Annotated in this window: 29 protein-coding genes and 3 pseudogenes; 28 read left to right on the forward strand and 4 right to left on the reverse strand. The window is 47.2% G+C overall.

All coding sequences use genetic code 11. The annotated features are described in order from the left end of the window. Positions 1–10: 10 nt before the first annotated feature. The 28 genes from rpsJ to rplQ all read left to right on the forward strand — a co-directional run bounded on the left by rpsJ (position 11) and on the right by rplQ (position 13,435). On the forward strand, positions 11–322 hold the full coding sequence (gene rpsJ / locus AC3B8H_RS10940) for a 30S ribosomal protein S10 (protein ID WP_020484801.1): 312 nt from the start codon (positions 11–13) through the stop codon (positions 320–322). Positions 323–352: 30 nt separating this feature from the next. Next, positions 353–994 (forward strand): 50S ribosomal protein L3, encoded by a 642-nt coding sequence (rplC, locus tag AC3B8H_RS10945; protein WP_488441616.1) that lies wholly within the window; start codon positions 353–355, stop codon positions 992–994. Positions 995–1,006: 12 nt separating this feature from the next. Next, positions 1,007–1,627 (forward strand): 50S ribosomal protein L4, encoded by a 621-nt coding sequence (gene rplD / locus AC3B8H_RS10950; protein WP_488441617.1) that lies wholly within the window; start codon positions 1,007–1,009, stop codon positions 1,625–1,627. Continuing rightward, on the forward strand, positions 1,624–1,923 hold the full coding sequence (gene rplW, locus AC3B8H_RS10955; protein WP_488441618.1) for a 50S ribosomal protein L23: 300 nt from the start codon (positions 1,624–1,626) through the stop codon (positions 1,921–1,923). The genes rplD and rplW overlap by 4 nt, the downstream gene beginning before the upstream one ends. Positions 1,924–1,961: 38 nt before the next feature. Then, positions 1,962–2,789, forward strand: a complete 828-nt coding sequence (gene rplB, locus AC3B8H_RS10960; RefSeq protein ID WP_488441619.1) for a 50S ribosomal protein L2 — start codon at positions 1,962–1,964, stop codon at positions 2,787–2,789. 12 nt (positions 2,790–2,801) lie between these two features. After that, the gene (gene rpsS / locus AC3B8H_RS10965) at positions 2,802–3,074 is read left to right on the forward strand and encodes a 30S ribosomal protein S19 (RefSeq protein ID WP_488441620.1); all 273 of its coding nucleotides are present in this window, start codon (positions 2,802–2,804) and stop codon (positions 3,072–3,074) included. A gap of 9 nt (positions 3,075–3,083) precedes the next feature. Then, the gene (rplV, locus tag AC3B8H_RS10970; protein WP_488441621.1) at positions 3,084–3,416 is read left to right on the forward strand and encodes a 50S ribosomal protein L22; all 333 of its coding nucleotides are present in this window, start codon (positions 3,084–3,086) and stop codon (positions 3,414–3,416) included. A 9-nt stretch (positions 3,417–3,425) separates the two neighbouring features. Further along, on the forward strand, positions 3,426–4,097 hold the full coding sequence (gene rpsC, locus AC3B8H_RS10975) for a 30S ribosomal protein S3 (protein WP_488441622.1): 672 nt from the start codon (positions 3,426–3,428) through the stop codon (positions 4,095–4,097). Positions 4,098–4,115: 18 nt separating this feature from the next. Beyond that, on the forward strand, positions 4,116–4,529 hold the full coding sequence (rplP, locus tag AC3B8H_RS10980) for a 50S ribosomal protein L16 (RefSeq protein WP_488441623.1): 414 nt from the start codon (positions 4,116–4,118) through the stop codon (positions 4,527–4,529). After that, positions 4,529–4,720 carry a 50S ribosomal protein L29 gene (gene rpmC, locus AC3B8H_RS10985; protein ID WP_488441624.1) on the forward strand — a complete coding sequence of 64 codons (192 nt, stop codon included), beginning with the start codon at positions 4,529–4,531 and terminating at the stop codon, positions 4,718–4,720. The genes rplP and rpmC overlap by 1 nt, the downstream gene beginning before the upstream one ends. 2 nt (positions 4,721–4,722) lie before the next feature. Then, positions 4,723–4,986: a 30S ribosomal protein S17 gene (gene rpsQ, locus AC3B8H_RS10990; RefSeq protein ID WP_488441625.1), complete on the forward strand. Its 264-nt coding sequence runs from the start codon at positions 4,723–4,725 to the stop codon at positions 4,984–4,986. Positions 4,987–5,010: 24 nt separating this feature from the next. Further along, positions 5,011–5,379: a 50S ribosomal protein L14 gene (rplN, locus tag AC3B8H_RS10995; RefSeq protein WP_064028920.1), complete on the forward strand. Its 369-nt coding sequence runs from the start codon at positions 5,011–5,013 to the stop codon at positions 5,377–5,379. Positions 5,380–5,392: 13 nt separating this feature from the next. Then, positions 5,393–5,710, forward strand: a complete 318-nt coding sequence (gene rplX, locus AC3B8H_RS11000; protein ID WP_488441626.1) for a 50S ribosomal protein L24 — start codon at positions 5,393–5,395, stop codon at positions 5,708–5,710. An 11-nt stretch (positions 5,711–5,721) separates the two neighbouring features. Continuing rightward, the gene (gene rplE, locus AC3B8H_RS11005; protein ID WP_488441627.1) at positions 5,722–6,261 is read left to right on the forward strand and encodes a 50S ribosomal protein L5; all 540 of its coding nucleotides are present in this window, start codon (positions 5,722–5,724) and stop codon (positions 6,259–6,261) included. Positions 6,262–6,273: 12 nt separating this feature from the next. Further along, complete coding sequence (rpsN, locus tag AC3B8H_RS11010; RefSeq protein ID WP_488441628.1) at positions 6,274–6,579, forward strand: 30S ribosomal protein S14; 306 nt, start codon at positions 6,274–6,276, stop codon at positions 6,577–6,579. A 34-nt stretch (positions 6,580–6,613) separates the two neighbouring features. Beyond that, positions 6,614–7,009 (forward strand): 30S ribosomal protein S8, encoded by a 396-nt coding sequence (gene rpsH, locus AC3B8H_RS11015; protein WP_064028911.1) that lies wholly within the window; start codon positions 6,614–6,616, stop codon positions 7,007–7,009. Positions 7,010–7,026: 17 nt separating this feature from the next. Continuing rightward, positions 7,027–7,560 carry a 50S ribosomal protein L6 gene (rplF, locus tag AC3B8H_RS11020; protein ID WP_488441629.1) on the forward strand — a complete coding sequence of 178 codons (534 nt, stop codon included), beginning with the start codon at positions 7,027–7,029 and terminating at the stop codon, positions 7,558–7,560. Between the two features lie 8 nt (positions 7,561–7,568). Further along, the gene (gene rplR, locus AC3B8H_RS11025) at positions 7,569–7,922 is read left to right on the forward strand and encodes a 50S ribosomal protein L18 (protein ID WP_488441630.1); all 354 of its coding nucleotides are present in this window, start codon (positions 7,569–7,571) and stop codon (positions 7,920–7,922) included. A 9-nt stretch (positions 7,923–7,931) separates the two neighbouring features. Beyond that, on the forward strand, positions 7,932–8,438 hold the full coding sequence (rpsE, locus tag AC3B8H_RS11030; RefSeq protein ID WP_488441631.1) for a 30S ribosomal protein S5: 507 nt from the start codon (positions 7,932–7,934) through the stop codon (positions 8,436–8,438). A gap of 4 nt (positions 8,439–8,442) precedes the next feature. Continuing rightward, positions 8,443–8,628 carry a 50S ribosomal protein L30 gene (gene rpmD / locus AC3B8H_RS11035; RefSeq protein WP_488441632.1) on the forward strand — a complete coding sequence of 62 codons (186 nt, stop codon included), beginning with the start codon at positions 8,443–8,445 and terminating at the stop codon, positions 8,626–8,628. After that, the gene (gene rplO, locus AC3B8H_RS11040) at positions 8,628–9,062 is read left to right on the forward strand and encodes a 50S ribosomal protein L15 (RefSeq protein WP_488441633.1); all 435 of its coding nucleotides are present in this window, start codon (positions 8,628–8,630) and stop codon (positions 9,060–9,062) included. The genes rpmD and rplO overlap by 1 nt, the downstream gene beginning before the upstream one ends. A gap of 1 nt (position 9,063) precedes the next feature. Next, positions 9,064–10,389 (forward strand): preprotein translocase subunit SecY, encoded by a 1,326-nt coding sequence (secY, locus tag AC3B8H_RS11045; RefSeq protein ID WP_488441634.1) that lies wholly within the window; start codon positions 9,064–9,066, stop codon positions 10,387–10,389. A 20-nt stretch (positions 10,390–10,409) separates the two neighbouring features. Beyond that, on the forward strand, positions 10,410–10,523 hold the full coding sequence (gene rpmJ, locus AC3B8H_RS11050) for a 50S ribosomal protein L36 (protein WP_082885534.1): 114 nt from the start codon (positions 10,410–10,412) through the stop codon (positions 10,521–10,523). A gap of 76 nt (positions 10,524–10,599) precedes the next feature. Continuing rightward, the gene (rpsM, locus tag AC3B8H_RS11055; RefSeq protein ID WP_064028896.1) at positions 10,600–10,956 is read left to right on the forward strand and encodes a 30S ribosomal protein S13; all 357 of its coding nucleotides are present in this window, start codon (positions 10,600–10,602) and stop codon (positions 10,954–10,956) included. 22 nt (positions 10,957–10,978) lie between these two features. After that, positions 10,979–11,365, forward strand: coding sequence for a 30S ribosomal protein S11 (gene rpsK, locus AC3B8H_RS11060; protein WP_488441635.1), 387 nt, complete (start codon positions 10,979–10,981; stop codon positions 11,363–11,365). Between the two features lie 16 nt (positions 11,366–11,381). Next, positions 11,382–12,002, forward strand: coding sequence for a 30S ribosomal protein S4 (gene rpsD / locus AC3B8H_RS11065; protein WP_488441636.1), 621 nt, complete (start codon positions 11,382–11,384; stop codon positions 12,000–12,002). A 22-nt stretch (positions 12,003–12,024) separates the two neighbouring features. Further along, complete coding sequence (locus AC3B8H_RS11070) at positions 12,025–13,035, forward strand: DNA-directed RNA polymerase subunit alpha (RefSeq protein WP_488441637.1); 1,011 nt, start codon at positions 12,025–12,027, stop codon at positions 13,033–13,035. A 16-nt stretch (positions 13,036–13,051) separates the two neighbouring features. After that, positions 13,052–13,435, forward strand: coding sequence for a 50S ribosomal protein L17 (gene rplQ, locus AC3B8H_RS11075; protein ID WP_488441638.1), 384 nt, complete (start codon positions 13,052–13,054; stop codon positions 13,433–13,435). 218 nt (positions 13,436–13,653) lie between these two features. On the opposite strand, the pseudogene AC3B8H_RS11080 reads toward rplQ, so the two are convergent. The 4 genes and pseudogenes from AC3B8H_RS11080 to AC3B8H_RS11095 form a co-directional block, all read right to left on the reverse strand. After that, a pseudogene (locus tag AC3B8H_RS11080) lies at positions 13,654–13,788 on the reverse strand (ATP-binding protein); the annotation flags it as partial. 45 nt (positions 13,789–13,833) lie between these two features. Further along, positions 13,834–14,703: pseudogene (tnpC, locus tag AC3B8H_RS11085) on the reverse strand (IS66 family transposase); the annotation flags it as partial. A gap of 94 nt (positions 14,704–14,797) precedes the next feature. Beyond that, complete coding sequence (locus AC3B8H_RS11090) at positions 14,798–14,953, reverse strand: hypothetical protein (protein ID WP_488441639.1); 156 nt, start codon at positions 14,951–14,953, stop codon at positions 14,798–14,800. Between the two features lie 394 nt (positions 14,954–15,347). Then, positions 15,348–15,482: pseudogene (locus AC3B8H_RS11095) on the reverse strand (type I methionyl aminopeptidase); the annotation flags it as partial.

Below are 15,482 nucleotides of genomic sequence, written 5' to 3' on the forward strand. Positions count from 1 at the left end.
GTAATTAACCATGGCAAATCAAACTATCAGAATCCAATTGAAGGCGTTCGATCACAAACTCATCGATCAATCCGCCGGAGAGATAGTAGAGACAGCGAAAAGGACCGGTGCCCAAGTTAAGGGCCCGATCCCTTTGCCTACTAGAAAAGAAAGATTCACAGTACTTATTTCGCCTCACGTTAACAAAGATGCTCGCGACCAGTACGAGTTGAGAACTTATAAACGGTTGCTTGATATAGTCGAGCCGACCGACAAAACAGTCGACGCCTTGATGAAATTAGATCTGGCGGCTGGCGTAGACGTACAAATTAAGCTGAAATAAGCGGTAAGTAATAATTTTGAGGATTGGCAGATGTCAATAGGTCTTATTGGTCGAAAATGTGGTATGACCCGAATTTTTTGCGAAGACGGTTCAGCGGTACCAGTAACTGTGCTCCAAATTGACTCAAATAGAGTCATACAAGTGAAAAGTATCGAAAAAGATGGTTACCGCGCGGTGCAGGTTGCCGCTGGCGATATTAAGTCTTCGAAAGTCAATAGAGCAATGGCTGGTCATTATGCATCTGCCAACGTCACGGCCGGTAGAGGGCTGTGGGAGTTTCGCCTGAGTGGCGACCAGGGTGTCGATTTGGCGCCGGGCTCGCTATTGGATGTAAATGTTTTCGAAGCTGGGCAAAAAGTCGATGTCTCCGGTACTAGTATCGGTAAAGGTTTCGCCGGTACGGTTAAGAGACATAATTTTCGGACGCAGGATGCTACGCACGGTAACTCGCGTTCGCATCGCGTGCCCGGTTCAAATGGTATGAATCAGACGCCTGGGCGGGTTTTCAAGGGAAAGAAAATGTGCGGCCAAATGGGCGCGGTGAAAACCACGGTTCAAAACCTTACGGTTCATTCGGTCGATTCTGAGAGAGGATTAATCCTGGTCAGGGGCGCGGTTCCCGGTGCGAAGGGTGGCGATGTCGTCATCAAGCCAGCAGTCAAGAAAGGTTAATAAGGTAAATTTATGAGTTTGCAAATACCTGCAATAAACGGTGGAGACGCAGCTCAAGCGCTCGAAGTCTCTGATGCCGTATTCGGTCAAGAATACAACGAGACGCTGGTGCATCAACTAGTTACTAAATATATGTCTGGTGCCCGCGCAGGCACAAAAGCGCAAAAAAGTCGCTCGGATGTTAGTGGCGGCTGCGCGAAGCCCTGGCGTCAGAAAGGTACCGGCCGGGCTCGGGTAGGTAGTACCCGCAGTCCAATTTGGCGAACCGGTGGTGTTACGTTTGCAGCGAAGCCACGTTCTTTTGAACAAAAATTGAATAAGAAAATGTATAAAGTTGGCATACGCTCAATTTTTTCAGAGCTTTTAAGGCAGGGGCGTCTTGCTGTGTGCGATGACCTTACGCCTGCGGTACCAAAAACGAAGGAGTTTCTGAAAAAAATCAGTGGGATCGACGTAAAACGTCTGCTGGTTGTTGCTGATGACCTGAATGAAAATCTTATTCTCGCCGCCCGAAATATTCCCTACGTTGCAATCGTAACGCCGACAAGCGTTGATCCAGTGTCTTTGGTGTCGGCTGATAAAGTAATTGCTACTGCGGCTGCGTTGAAACAAATCGAGGAGCGGTTAGCATGAGTGCTCAAAAAATTAGATTAGCGAACGTTTTGCAAGCTCCGATTATTTCTGAGAAGAGCACAAATGCCGCTGATCAAAACAATCAATTTGTTTTTAAAGTTCAAAAAACTGCCAGTAAGTTACAAATTAAGCACGCGGTTGAGCTGATGTTCAATGTGAAAGTCGAATCGGTTCGCGTTTTGAACGTCAAAGGAAAAATAAAGCGATTTGGGCGAAGCATTGGCAAGCGGTCAGATTGGAAAAAAGCATACATAAAGCTGGAAGCCGGCCACAGTATTGAATTGGCAACGGCATAGTAAGTTTTAACAAGGTTAATTAGGAGCGGTAGAAGAGCATGGCTATTCTGAAATCAAAGCCGACATCTCCAGGTTCTCGGTTTGTAGTGCGTGTACAAAATAATGATTTGCATAAGGGTAAGCCATTTGCGCAACTACTGGACAAAAATAGTAACACTGGCGGTCGTAACAACATGGGGCGGATTACTACGCGCCATATCGGGGGAGGACATAAAAAGTTCTACCGAATTATCGATTTCAAACGAAACAAGACTGAAATTCCTGCGGTTGTTGAGCGAATTGAATACGATCCAAATCGGACTGCAAATATTGCGTTGATATTGTTTAAAGATGGTGAACGCCGCTATATCATCGCGCCAAAAGGAATTGAGGTTGGCCAGGAGATCGTCAGTGGCGAAACGACACCGGTTAAACCCGGCAATTGCATGCCGCTAAGGAATATGCCGCTAGGCACCACGCTGCACTGCGTAGAATTGAAGCCAGGAAAAGGCGCGCAAATTGCCCGTAGCGCGGGTACATCGGTGCAATTGGTTGCGAAAGATGGTGCCTATGTGACAGTGCGTCTGCGCTCCGGTGAGATGCGTAAAGTCTCCGCCGATTGTAAGGGCGTCGTTGGTGAGGTCTCTAACTCCGAGCACAACTTGATTTCATTAGGAAAAGCTGGTGCTAAAAGATGGCGCGGGGTTCGCCCGACCGTACGCGGGGTTGCGATGAATCCGGTTGACCATCCTCATGGTGGCGGTGAAGGTCGTACGTCTGGAGGTAGGCATCCTGTCTCTCCTTGGGGCACGCCTACCAAGGGTTACAAAACGCGCAAAAATAAACGTACTGACAATATGATTGTCAGACGCCGTAAGCAAAAATAAGAGGTATCTGACGTGCCACGTTCAATTAAAAAAGGTCCATTTATCGATCACCACTTGTTGAAGAAAGTAGACGAAGCGGTTCGAGCGAATAATCGGAAACCGATTAAAACCTGGTCTAGAAGGTCGATGATTAGTCCTGAGATGTTGGGTCTGACCATAGCGGTTCATAACGGTAAGCAACATGTACCAGTTTTGATTACCGAAAATATGGTTGGTCACAAGTTGGGTGAGTTTTCGCCAACAAGAACCTACAAGGGCCATATTGCTGACAAAAAATCGAGATAAGGAGTGAATGTGGAAGTATCAGCAAAATTGAGCAATGCTCCGCTTTCTGCTCAGAAGGCAAGATTAGTTGGCGATCAGATTCGTGGATTGCCGGTTGAAAAAGCGCTAAACCTGTTGAATTTCAGTTCTAAAAAAGCCGCTTCGATCGTTAAGAAAGTTCTGGAATCTGCGATTGCAAATGCAGAGCATAACGAAAACGCTGACGTTGATGAGCTAAAAGTGTCGACGGTCTTCATTAACGAAGGTAGAACGCTAAAACGCGTAAGTGCAAGAGCTAAAGGACGTGCAAATCATATCCTTAAGAGAACTTGTCACATAACCATTAAAGTAGCAGAGAAATAGAGGTAGAAAATGGGACAAAAAGTACATCCCACTGGGATTCGTCTCGGGATTGTAAAAGATTGGACTTCTAGATGGTATGCAAATAGCCAGAACTACCCTGTACTGCTGCTGCAAGATCTTAAGGTTCGCGAATATATCAAACAAAAACTTGCGCATGCTTCGGTCAGTCGCATCCAGATAAACCGGCCGGCGAACAACGCAAATATCACAGTGCATACCGCACGGCCCGGTATTGTCATCGGCAAAAAGGGCGAAGATATTGATATATTGCGTCAAAGCGTCTCTGCGATGATGGGTGTTCCCGTGCAATTGAATGTAGAAGAGATTCGCAAACCAGAGCTTGATGCCTATCTGGTTGCCGAAAGCATCGCTCAGCAGTTGGAAAAAAGAATTATGTACCGGCGCGCTATGAAAAGAGCTGTTACCAACACGATGCGTCTAGGCGCGGAAGGTATCAAAATTACGGTAGCTGGCAGGTTGAACGGCGCAGAAATCGCAAGAACCGAGTGGTATCGCGAAGGACGGGTTCCATTGCATACTCTGAGAGCAGATATTGATTACGGTACAGCTGAAGCAAAAACCACTTATGGCATTATTGGTATAAAAGTCTGGATATTTAAAGGCGAGGTATTCGATATTGATGCCCATACCGCCTCTTTAAACGCCGAAAGTAAGAAGTAGTTGAAGGAGTAAATAGACATGCTTCAACCCAAAAGAACAAAATTTCGTAAACAACACACAGGCAGAAATAACGGGACCGCTTTGCGTGGTTCGTCTGTCAGCTTCGGCGAATATGGCTTAAAGGCGCTAAGCCGTGGTAGAATGACGGCCCGTCAAATTGAGGCGGCACGTCGTGCGATTAGTCGCCACGTAAAACGCGGAGGAAAAATTTGGATTAGAATTTTCCCGGATAAACCCATTACCAAAAAGCCGTTAGAAGTTAGGATGGGTAAAGGTAAGGGTAGTGTCGAGTACTGGGTCGCTCAAATCAAGCCTGGTACTATGCTGTTTGAAATCGAAGGTGTTTCCGAAGAAATGGCGCGAGAAGCATTCGAGCTCGCTGCTGCGAAATTGCCGGTAAAAACTACCTTCTCTGCACGGACAATAATGTAATGAAAGCGTCAGAATTACGAACCAAAACAAGCGACGAACTTCAGTCAAATCTACTGGAGCTGTCGAGGGAACAATTCAACCTGCGGATGCAAAAAGGCACTGGGCAGCTGTCGAAATCTAGCCAAGTAAAGCAAGTCAGAAGAGACATCGCGCGGATCAATACTATTCTTGGCGAAATGGCGCGAGCGTGATTATGAGCGACAATTTAGATAGCGTACGCAAGGTAACCGGACGCGTTGTAAGTAACAAAATGGATAAAACCGCATCAGTGCTTGTAGAGCGCTTGGTTAAACATCCGGTTTACGGCAAGTATATAAAGCGTTCAACAAAGTTACTTGTACATGACGAGAACAATATCTGTCAAGAGGGCGATATCGTTACGATCGCGTCCTGCCGCCCTATTTCTAAGCGGAAATCTTTTACATTGTTGGAAGTCGTAGAGTCTTCAGGCAAATAATTTAAATAAGTTGGGAAATTAAAGATGATTCAGATGCAAACTAGCCTTGACGTCGCCGATAATAGCGGCGCAAAAAAGGTCATGTGTATCAAGGTTCTAGGTGGCTCTCACCGTCGGTACGCCGGAATTGGCGATATTATTAAGGTGAGCGTAAAAGATGCCATGCCAAGAACGCGCGTAAAAAAAGGTGATGTTTACAACGCATTAGTTGTCAGAACAAAAAGGGGCGTACGTCGGTCTGATGGGTCGGTAATCCGTTTTGATGGTAACGCTGCGGTCATTTTAAATAACCAACTTCAACCAATCGGTACCCGCATCTTTGGGCCTGTTACTCGTGAACTTAGGGGCGAAAAGTTTATGAAAATTATTTCATTGGCGCCAGAAGTTTTATAAGCGAGGGGTTCGGATGCAAAAAATTAAACAAGGCGATGAAGTGATAGTCATCGTCGGTAAAGACAAAGGAAAGCTTGGCAAAGTTACTAGAATCTTAGATAACTCCAAAGTGCTGGTTGACGGGATTAACGTTGTAAAAAAGCATCAACGTGGAAACCCTAATTTAGGCGTGTCGGGCGGTATCGTCGATAAGAACTTGCCGGTCGACATTTCAAATGTAGCGCTTTATAACCCAAAAACAAAGAAAGGTGATCGTGTTGGTTTTAGAATCCTTGAAGATGGGAAGAAAGTAAGGTTCTTTAAGTCAACAAACGAGAGCGTCGAGCTTTGAGGGTAATTGAAATGGCTAGATTAGAAAAAAAATACAAAGAGGAAATTGTCCCGGCTTTGGTCAGCCAATTCGGTTATAAAAGCGTTATGCAAGTTCCGAAACTGACAAAAATTACGCTGAATATGGGCGTGGGCGGAGCTATAGCCGATAAAAAAGTCTTGCAATCCGCTGTAGCAGACATGGAAAAAATTTCCGGTCAAAAAGCGGTAGTCACTTTGGCTCGAAAGTCTATCGCTGGGTTTAAAATTAGGGACGACATGCCGATCGGCTGCAAGGTTACGTTGCGAGCCGACCGGATGTACGAGTTTTTAGATCGGTTGATTACGATATCGATTCCTAGGATTCGCGATTTTCGCGGTATGAGTTCTAAAAGTTTTGACGGACGTGGAAATTACTCTCTAGGTATTAAAGAGCAAATTATTTTTCCAGAGATTGATTACGACAAGATCGATGCGCTTCGTGGTATGGACATTTGTATTACGACAACGGCTCAAACCGATGAAGAAGGTTTGGCTCTGTTGAAGCTTTTCAATTTTCCGTTCAAAAACTAGAGGCGCATAGAAATGGCTAAGAAATCGATGATAGCACGCGAATCAAAGCGCGCTGGTTTAATTAAAAAATTTGACGCTAAGAGAAAAGAGTTAAAAGAGCTTATTCGCTCGCCAAACACTTCCTTTGAACAGAAAGAAGCAGCGCAATTACAACTCCAAAAACTGCCGAGAGACTCAAGTAAGTCACGGTTACGCAACCGTTGCAACCTGACCGGGCGTCCGCACGGTTTCTACCGCAAATTTGGGCTCGGTCGCAATAAGCTGAGGGAAGCGGCTATGCGCGGCGACGTTCCAGGCTTGACCAAAGCTAGTTGGTAAGCCCGGTTTAAAAAGAGTTTTTGGAGATTAATTTATGAGCATGACAGATCCAATTGCAGACATGCTGACCAGGATAAGAAACGGTCAAGCGGCTGGGAAAAAAAGCGTCAAAGTACCTTCATCGAAGCTTAAGTTGGCAATCGCTAAAGTTTTGAAAGAGGAAGGTTACATTAGCGATTATAAAACCGAGGTTAACGGTACTCACACCGAAATGACTGTCGATTTGAAATACCACAACGGTGTTCCTGTAATCGAAAATGTAAAACGTATTAGTCGCCCCGGCTTACGTATCTATCGGTCAAAGGATCAGTTGCCTAAAGTGTTAGGCGGATTGGGGATAGCCATTGTTTCCACATCAAGCGGCGTTATGACTGACAGGGCGGCTCGCGCGATAGGTCATGGCGGAGAAATTATCTGCACCGTCTGCTAATCATTACTGGATAAATTATGTCGCGAGTAGCAAATTCGCCGGTTACCGTTCCACCCGGTGTTGAAATTGAATTGGACGGAAAAAATATGTTGGTTAAAGGCAAGCTTGGCGAGTTGTCCTTTACCTTGAACGAAGCTGTAGACCTAGAGTTACAAGATAACCTTATTCGCATTAAGTGGGACGCTGCTAGTAAGGGCGCCAAAGCACAAGCGGGTACGGCCAGAGCTTCTATCGGCAATATGGTTGTCGGAGTTTCCGACGGCTTCGTTAAGAAAATGCTGTTAGTTGGTGTTGGTTATCGGGCTCAAATTAAAGAGAATCTGCTGACGTTAGCGCTCGGTTACTCGAATCCAGTCGAATATCCGATTCCTGATGGCATCACAATTGAAGCGCCCACTCAAACCGAGCTTCTGATTAAAGGTAGCGATAAACAACGGGTTGGCCAAGTGGCATCAGAAATTCGAGCGTTACGGCCGCCTGAGCCTTATAAAGGCAAAGGTGTGCGAATCGCTGACGAATACGTTGCTCGCAAAGAAGCTAAGAAAAAATAGGTGAAGTGATGGATAAAAAGTCATCCAGAATGAAAAGAGCTCTGCGCTTGCGCTCAAAAATTAAGGCACTGAACGTTAATCGGCTAACCATACACAGGACCTCTCAGCATATCTATGCGCAAGTCCTGAGCACGGACGGCAAAACGACTTTGGCTGCGGCTTCTACAGTTCAAAACGATATAAAAAGTGCGTTATCCAATACTAGCAACACAAATGCGGCTTCTGAAGTTGGTCGCGTGATAGCGGAAAGAGCATTGGCGGCAGGTGTCACTGAAGTTGCTTTCGATCGTTCAGGTTTTAAATATCATGGTCGCGTAAAGGCACTGGCTGATGCCGCCCGCGAAGCCGGATTGAAGTTTTAAGGGGTTATCATGGCAACAGCACCAGCGCAAGGTAGTACAGATGGTTTACAGGAAAAACTCGTATCAGTAAGACGAGTTGCAAAAGTAGTGAAAGGCGGGCGAGTGTTCGGGTTCGCGGCGCTGACTGTAGTCGGTGACGGTGACGGTCGCGTGGGTTATGGCGTGTCTAAGGCGCGCGAAGTTCCAGTTGCCATCCAAAAGTCACTGGAGCAGGCAAGAAAAAATATGCGCAAAGTAGCGCTGATCAACGGCACATTGCAATATTCCGTTATGTCCGACACTGGAGCGGCAAAGGTTTATATGCAACCTGCTTCTGACGGTACTGGAATCATTGCTGGCGGTGCTATGCGCGCTGTGTTTGAGGTGGTTGGCGTGCACAATGTCTTGGCAAAATGCATTGGGACCAGTAATCCTATCAATGTTGTGAGAGCGACTATTAATGGATTGACCTCCATGAAAGATGCTAAACAGATTGCCGTGAAGCGCGGCCTATCCGTTGAACAAATAACAGGATAAGCATATGTCTGACAAAGTATTAAGTGTCACGATGACCAAGAGCAAAAACGGTCGTTTGAAAAGTCACCAAGAGTGTTTGAAAGGCCTTGGGCTGAGAAAAATTAGACAGACGGTGCAAGTTATTGATACTCCTGAGAATCGCGGGATGATTAATAAAGTCGCGTATATGGTTAAGGTTGAGGAAGTCTAATGTTTTTAAATACGATCCAAGCATCTGACGGTGCTAGAAAAAAGGCGAAACGAGTCGGGCGGGGCGTGGGCTGCACCGATGGCAAAACTTGTGGACGCGGACATAAAGGGCAAAAAGCGCGTGCCGGGGGATTTCATAAGGTTGGTTTCGAAGGTGGGCAGATGCCGTTGCAACGGCGGCTGCCTAAAGTTGGCTTTACGTCGCATCTTAAAAAATTCACCTCTGAAGTAAGATTGTCCGAAATTAACTCACTTAGTGAAGAGGTTGTTGATATCCAGGTTTTAATTGCCAGGAATGTCGTCCCTGTTTTCACAAAAAAAATCAAAGTGGTAAACACGGGCGTTGTAACTCGTGCTTTTACTGTTAAAGGATTGAGTGTAACGGCGGGAGCGGTATCAACTATCGAAGCCGCTGGTGGCAAAGTAGAGGCTTAACGTGAGTGCGAAAGGGTTTGATGTCGCCGCTGGAACGTTTCGGTTTGCGGAGTTGAAATCAAGGCTCCTGTTTGTGCTGGGGGCGTTTGTAGTTTATCGCATTGGTGCGCATATTCCCGTGCCTGGCATTGATCCCAAAGCTCTGGCAACCATGTTTGAGCAGCAGTCAGGGTCTATATTGAACATGTTTAACATGTTCTCTGGCGGGGCTTTGATGCGCCTCAGTCTGTTTGCTCTAGGGATTATGCCCTACATTTCAGCTTCCATTATCATGCAGCTGATGACAATCGTCATCCCCGCGATGGAGCAGCTAAAGAAAGAAGGTGAATCCGGTCGCCGTAAAATCTCCCAATACACTAGATACGGCACAGTCGTTTTAGCGACGTTTCAATCGGTGGGTATTTCGGTTGCTTTGCAGAACCAGACTGCCGGTGGTTTGGCTGTAGTCATACAGCCCGGCGTCGGATTTGTGGTTGTAACCACGATTACGCTTGTAACCGGCACAATCTTTTTGATGTGGCTGGGCGAACAAGTGACCGAGCGTGGAATTGGCAACGGGATTTCATTGCTGATTTTTGCCGGGATTGTGTCCGGCTTGCCTTCGGCGATTGGTGGAACCCTTGAACTTGCGCGGACTGGCGAAATGAACGGAGCGTTCATAGTCCTCTTGTTTGTTCTCGCTATTGCTGTGACTGGGGTCGTCGTCTTCGTCGAGCGAGGTCAGAGAAGGATTACTATCAACTACCCGAAACGGCAGCAAGGTAATAAAGTATATGGTGGTCAAAGCTCTTTCCTGCCGTTAAAGTTGAATATGGCTGGCGTGATACCGCCGATCTTTGCGTCAAGCATCATCTTGTTTCCGGCTACCATTGCTGGTTGGTTCGGAAATGTCGATGGCTTCGCCTGGCTGCAGGATATTTCTTCTGTGCTGTCTCCAGGGCAACCCATTTATGTGCTTTGCTATGCAATTGCTATCGTGTTTTTCTGCTTTTTTTATACCGCCTTGGTATTCAACTCAAAAGAAACAGCGGAGAACTTAAAAAAGTCAGGTGCTTATCTTCCTGGTATTCGGCCGGGTCAGCACACAACGCACTACATCGATAAAGTCATGACACGGTTGACACTAATCGGAGCGGTATACATCACTCTAATTTGTTTGTTACCTGAATTTTTAATTGTATATTGGAACGTTCCTTTTTCCTTCGGCGGTACGTCTTTACTGATTATCGTTGTGGTTGTGATGGATTTTATATCCCAAATGCAAACGCATTTGATGTCGCAGCAGTACGAGGGATTAATGAAAAAAGCCAATCTGAAAAAGTCCTAATCTAATTTAAGGAGTCAGCCATGAAAGTGCGCGCCTCAATAAAAACTATCTGTAAAAGTTGTAAAGTTATCAAACGAAATGGCGTTGTCCGCGTAATTTGCAAGGACGGGCGGCACAAACAGCGTCAAGGCTGATTTGTTTTTGTGATTTATTTTTCGGGGTGATATAATCCCCCGTTTTACCTTATAGCACTGTGTTTGGAGTATCTGAATGGCTCGTATTGCCGGTATTAACGTGGCTGACCATAAGCATGCGGAAATCGCGCTAACAGCGATTTATGGGATTGGCAGGCAGACTGCCAGAAACATCTGCGATCAAATCGGGGTTTTGCCAACCGTTAAGATTAAAGACTTGACGGAAGAGCAAGTCGAAGCGATTCGGAAAGTTATTTCAGGTATGACAGTCGAAGGCGACTTGCGTCGTGAAGTGTCTATGAATATTAAGCGTTTGATGGATTTGGGCTGCTATCGCGGGATCAGGCATCGGCGTGGACTGCCTCTCAGGGGGCAGCGTACCAGAACCAACGCCAGGACTCGTAAAGGTCCTAGAAAACCAGTTACTAAGTAAGATTTTCAGAAAGGCAAGTTAGATGGCAACCCAAAATCGTGTAAAAAAGCGCATTAAGAAAGAAGTCGCTGACGGCATAGCTCATGTCCATGCTTCTTTTAACAACACTATTGTTACTATCACCGATCGCAAAGGCAATGCTCTGTCTTGGGCGACATCTGGTGGCTCTGGGTTCCGTGGCTCCAGAAAGAGTACGCCTTTTGCGGCTCAGGTAGCAGCGGAAAAAGCAGGCGCTGTTGCGCAGGAATATGGCATGAAGAACCTTGATGTCATGATTAAAGGACCCGGGCCCGGAAGAGAATCAGCCGTTCGGTCGCTTAACAGCATGGGTTTTAAAATTTCAAACATCGTGGACGTCACTCCCATTCCTCACAATGGTTGCCGTCCACCAAAAAAACGTCGCGTTTAGGATAGTGGAGTAGACAATGGCAAGATATCTCGGCCCTGCTTGTAAACTGAGCCGTAGGGAAGGTACTGATTTATTTTTGAAAAGTAGAGGGAAATCTCTAGAGGCCAAGTGTAAGTTAGACCAAAGACCCGGGCAGCATGGCGCTAAACGCACAAGAAACTCCGACTACGCGCTTCAATTAAGGGCAAAACAACGGTTACGCAGAATTTACGGCGTTCTCGAAAAGCAATTTCGTAACTATTACAAAGCTGCCGACCAAAAGAAAGGCGCCACGGGCCAGAATTTGCTGGATTTTCTCGAAAGTCGTCTGGATAACGTCGTTTACAGAATGGGCTATGCTGCGACCCGTGCCGAAGCGCGTCAGCTGGTATCTCATAAGGCGGTTATGGTTAATGACAAACTGATCAACATTCCTTCGTTTCAGGTCTCGGTCGGTGACCAAATCAAAATTAGGGAAAAGTCGAAGTCTCAGCAACGCATTAAAGACGCTCTAGTTGTTGCCGAACAATACGGCTTTCCGGCTTGGGTTGAAGTGAACGCTAAAGAAATGATCGGTGTATTCAAGTCTGTACCGGATCGTATCGATTTAGGTTCCGACATCAACGAACAGTTGGTCGTCGAACTTTACTCCAAGTAAAAATAAGCCCAGGATTTAAGTTATGCAGAGTTCTATTGGCGGCCTTTTAAAACCCCGACTTGTCGAAGTTGTTAACGAAACGGCCAACCACTCAAGAATTGTTATTGAGCCTTTAGAGCGCGGTTTTGGGCATTCTCTGGGTAACGCGTTGCGTCGCGTCATGTTATCGTCCATTCCGGGTTGCGCTGTGACCGAGATTTCGGTCGAAGGGGTGTTGCATGAGTTTACAACGCTCGAAGGGGTTCAAGAAGATGTCATCGATATTATCTTAAACCTTAAGAAGCTTGCGGTCGTAGTACATTCTCGAGACGAGGTTACTCTTACTCTCTCAAAGAAAGGCGTCGGTCCTGTTTTCGCTGGCGATATTGACTTGCCCCATAATGTGGAAATCATTAACCCGGATCTAGTAATCGCTAACATTACGCAACCCGAATGTGCGTTGAATGTAAAAATTAAGATCGAGAGAGGTAGAGGGTACGTTCCGGCCAGCGTTAGAAAGGAACAAAATGAGGACGCGCCGGTCGGCGTTTTGATGGTCGATTCTTCTTTTAGTCCAATCGTCAAAGTAGCCTACCATGTTGAAAGCACGCGTGTCGAGCAGCGTACGAACCTCGATCGATTAGTCATTGAATTAGAAACCAACGGCACCGTCGATCCCGAACAGGCCATCAAATTGGCTGCTTCCATTCTCCACGATCAGTTATCGGTTTTTGTTGACTTTGAAAAAGTTAACGAAAGAGTAGAAGAGGAAGTTGTCATTGAAGAGGAAACTTTCGACCCCATTCTACTGCGCCCAGTTGACGATTTGGAGTTGACGGTACGGTCCGCAAATTGTTTGAAAGCCGAAAATATTTTCTACATCGGGGACCTAATTCAGCGCACCGAAGTTGAGCTGTTGCGTACTCCTAACTTGGGAAAGAAGTCGCTTACCGAAATCAAGGACATCTTGGCAATCAAAGGTCTGTCGCTAGGTATGAGGCTTGAAAACTGGCCGCCGGAGAATCTGGCGGATCAGTCACAATCAGGCATTTGAAATATAAGGCATAAAAATGAGACACCGTAAATCTGGAAGACAGCTTAATAAAAACAGCAGCCACAGAAAAGCGCTATTTAGCAACATGGCGTGTTCTTTGTTTAAGCACGAATTGATTAAAACTACTTTACCGAAGGCGAAAGAGTTGCGTATGCTTGCTGAGCCTCTGATTACTCTTTCAAAAATCGACTCGGTAGCCAAGCGTAGACAAGCCTTCTCTAAGTTGCGCGATCGGGACGTAGTTACCAAACTATTTAACGAACTTGGCCCTCGCTATCAAGCTAGAGCCGGCGGTTATTTGCGTATCATTAAGTGCGGTTTTAGGGCTGGTGATGACGCGCCTATGGCCTACGTCGAATTGGTAGACCGTCCTGAACCTGCGCCAGTCTCCGCTGAATAAAGCCAAGCCACTAAATCGATAACGAAGCCGCGACGGTCCCCACCGTCGCGGTTTTTTTTGTTTTTGACTTTGATTATCCTTGAACAGAAGTGGCCCCGTTCATTTGCACAGCCTGTTAATAAACACTTACTGAGTACGGGGTGTCAAACGGCTTAGAAAATTTTCCAAAAATATCCCGGAAAGATCGTCCAAAAGTTTCCAGCTACGGCGTAGGGTTATTAGTTTTCTACCGCCTTTTTCGGTTGTTTAAATCGATAGGAATCATTGCCTGTTTCCAAGATATCGCAGTGATGAGTAGTGCGGTCTAATAGCGCTGTGGTCATCTTGGCATCGCCGAATACCTGTACCCATTGTAAGCGCCCAGCCCTACCATATCGTCGGCAAGTTGCCGCTATGATTTAATCCCTGTGATTGAACGGCAGTAGCTCGTCGATGCGGCTGTTGGGCCAGGTGGGGAGTTTTTCCAGGGTGTCTTTTAGCCAGGCAGCCGGATCGAGGCCATTGAGTTTAGCGGTGCCGAGCAGGGTTTGAATGACGGCGGCTCGTTGGCCTGCCCGTTCCGACTCAGCGAACAGCCAATTCTTTTTGCCCAAGGCAATGGGGCGAATGCTGTTCTCGACCGAATTATTATCGATAGGCAGATCCCCGGTTTCGGCGTAACGGGTTAATGCAACCCAGCGTTTCAGGCTGTAGTCGATGGCTTTGGCCGTGGCGCTATTGGGCGCGGTGCGCAAACGGGTTTGCTGTAGCCAGTCGTGTAGCTCGGCCAGGAGCGGCAGGCTGTTTTCGGCGCGCCGCTGTTTTCGCTCGTCGATACTTGATTCACGTGCTGCGGCTTCGATCGCATACAGCTTGGCGATGCGATTCAACGCTTCTTGCGCCACGGGACTTTGACTGGCCTGGAACAGATCGAAGAATTTGCGTCGCGTATGCGCCAGGCAGGCCAGTTCGATACACGGTTCGAGCAGGCGTTGCGTTTCAGGATGTGCGCGGGTCGTGGCAAACAAGGCTTTATAGCCCGCGCAGTCATCCACCAACAAGTGGCTGTGCCAGTCACCTAGAAACTGCTGTGCATGTCGGCCGCCGCGATCGGCTTGGTAGTCGAAGAGGATGATTCTGGACTCCGGTTGTAAATCATTGCTACGATAAGTCCACAGATAGGCTTTCTTGGTTTTGCCGTTGCTGGGATCGAGTTGCGGCACGGGCGTCTCGTCGGCATGTAAGCTATCCCTTTGCAATAATTGCCAAGCCAAGCGGTCAGCCAAGGGGGGGGCTAAACGACGCCCAGCCGCCCCAGCCCTAGTAGCGCAAAACCGTTGACCGCCTTGCGGCCATCGATCGGCTCGCGGTGCAGGTAGACCTTCAATCCGGCGTCGAAACGGAACAGGGCAGTTCGTCCAGCGTCAACGGCAGATCGGGCGGCGCACCAGAGGGTAACGCCAGTTTAACGCCGTTGGGCAACTCCGCATTGAGTATCGACTCAACCGATTTTTCACTGGTCAGGGAATGAACAGGCACAAAAACCGGCAAAGCTAATGAACTGTTCCGACCCGCACGGCCAGCTTCACGGTATTGCCCCATCCACTTGCGCAGCAGATTGGCATTGATACCGTATTCCGGCGCAACTTAGCTACCGAAATACCCGGTTGCAAGCAAACTTCTACCAACTCCCGCTTAGCTATCATACAGGCATCGACCGTCTCGCCCGCGCCTCACAATTAATGGGCGCGATAATCGAATCTTGTGCTCTTTCATTCGTTGTCCATCTTTGGATAAGTGGACACTATCTTCGTTCCTTTCGATTTGCTGGTATAGACGCCGTTAAAGGATCGCTTACAGAATGCCAGGGTCTGAAACGGCCGCAAGGGCGTTGGAAAATCGCTTCGATTGCAACTCGTATAGCGCCGGTTTGTTAAATGCGCTCGTCATCTCGCAGAGTCAGCACTTCATAGCCGTCTGCCGTAACCGCAATAGTGTGTTCCCATTGTGCGGAGAGCTTTTTGTCCCGCGTCATAACAGTCCAGCCATCACGTTTTGTTTTGGTTTT

The organism is Methylomonas sp. BG-2 (assembly GCF_057766305.1).

Bases quoted from the DNA above. Each gene is read 5' to 3' on its own strand.
- rpsJ (WP_020484801.1), top strand. From the start codon at position 11: ATGGCAAATCAAACTATCAGAATCCAATTGAAGGCGTTCGATCACAAA.
- rplC (WP_488441616.1), top strand. From the start codon at position 353: ATGTCAATAGGTCTTATTGGTCGAAAATGTGGTATGACCCGAATTTTT.
- rplD (WP_488441617.1), top strand. From the start codon at position 1,007: ATGAGTTTGCAAATACCTGCAATAAACGGTGGAGACGCAGCTCAAGCG.
- rplW (WP_488441618.1), top strand. From the start codon at position 1,624: ATGAGTGCTCAAAAAATTAGATTAGCGAACGTTTTGCAAGCTCCGATT.
- rplB (WP_488441619.1), top strand. From the start codon at position 1,962: ATGGCTATTCTGAAATCAAAGCCGACATCTCCAGGTTCTCGGTTTGTA.
- rpsC (WP_488441622.1), top strand. From the start codon at position 3,426: ATGGGACAAAAAGTACATCCCACTGGGATTCGTCTCGGGATTGTAAAA.
- rplP (WP_488441623.1), top strand. From the start codon at position 4,116: ATGCTTCAACCCAAAAGAACAAAATTTCGTAAACAACACACAGGCAGA.
- rpmC (WP_488441624.1), top strand. From the start codon at position 4,529: ATGAAAGCGTCAGAATTACGAACCAAAACAAGCGACGAACTTCAGTCA.
- rpsQ (WP_488441625.1), top strand. From the start codon at position 4,723: ATGAGCGACAATTTAGATAGCGTACGCAAGGTAACCGGACGCGTTGTA.
- rplN (WP_064028920.1), top strand. From the start codon at position 5,011: ATGATTCAGATGCAAACTAGCCTTGACGTCGCCGATAATAGCGGCGCA.
- rplX (WP_488441626.1), top strand. From the start codon at position 5,393: ATGCAAAAAATTAAACAAGGCGATGAAGTGATAGTCATCGTCGGTAAA.
- rplE (WP_488441627.1), top strand. From the start codon at position 5,722: ATGGCTAGATTAGAAAAAAAATACAAAGAGGAAATTGTCCCGGCTTTG.
- rpsN (WP_488441628.1), top strand. From the start codon at position 6,274: ATGGCTAAGAAATCGATGATAGCACGCGAATCAAAGCGCGCTGGTTTA.
- rpsH (WP_064028911.1), top strand. From the start codon at position 6,614: ATGAGCATGACAGATCCAATTGCAGACATGCTGACCAGGATAAGAAAC.
- rplF (WP_488441629.1), top strand. From the start codon at position 7,027: ATGTCGCGAGTAGCAAATTCGCCGGTTACCGTTCCACCCGGTGTTGAA.
- rplR (WP_488441630.1), top strand. From the start codon at position 7,569: ATGGATAAAAAGTCATCCAGAATGAAAAGAGCTCTGCGCTTGCGCTCA.
- rpsE (WP_488441631.1), top strand. From the start codon at position 7,932: ATGGCAACAGCACCAGCGCAAGGTAGTACAGATGGTTTACAGGAAAAA.
- rpmD (WP_488441632.1), top strand. From the start codon at position 8,443: ATGTCTGACAAAGTATTAAGTGTCACGATGACCAAGAGCAAAAACGGT.
- rplO (WP_488441633.1), top strand. From the start codon at position 8,628: ATGTTTTTAAATACGATCCAAGCATCTGACGGTGCTAGAAAAAAGGCG.
- rpmJ (WP_082885534.1), top strand. From the start codon at position 10,410: ATGAAAGTGCGCGCCTCAATAAAAACTATCTGTAAAAGTTGTAAAGTT.
- rpsM (WP_064028896.1), top strand. From the start codon at position 10,600: ATGGCTCGTATTGCCGGTATTAACGTGGCTGACCATAAGCATGCGGAA.
- rpsK (WP_488441635.1), top strand. From the start codon at position 10,979: ATGGCAACCCAAAATCGTGTAAAAAAGCGCATTAAGAAAGAAGTCGCT.
- rpsD (WP_488441636.1), top strand. From the start codon at position 11,382: ATGGCAAGATATCTCGGCCCTGCTTGTAAACTGAGCCGTAGGGAAGGT.
- AC3B8H_RS11070 (WP_488441637.1), top strand. From the start codon at position 12,025: ATGCAGAGTTCTATTGGCGGCCTTTTAAAACCCCGACTTGTCGAAGTT.
- rplQ (WP_488441638.1), top strand. From the start codon at position 13,052: ATGAGACACCGTAAATCTGGAAGACAGCTTAATAAAAACAGCAGCCAC.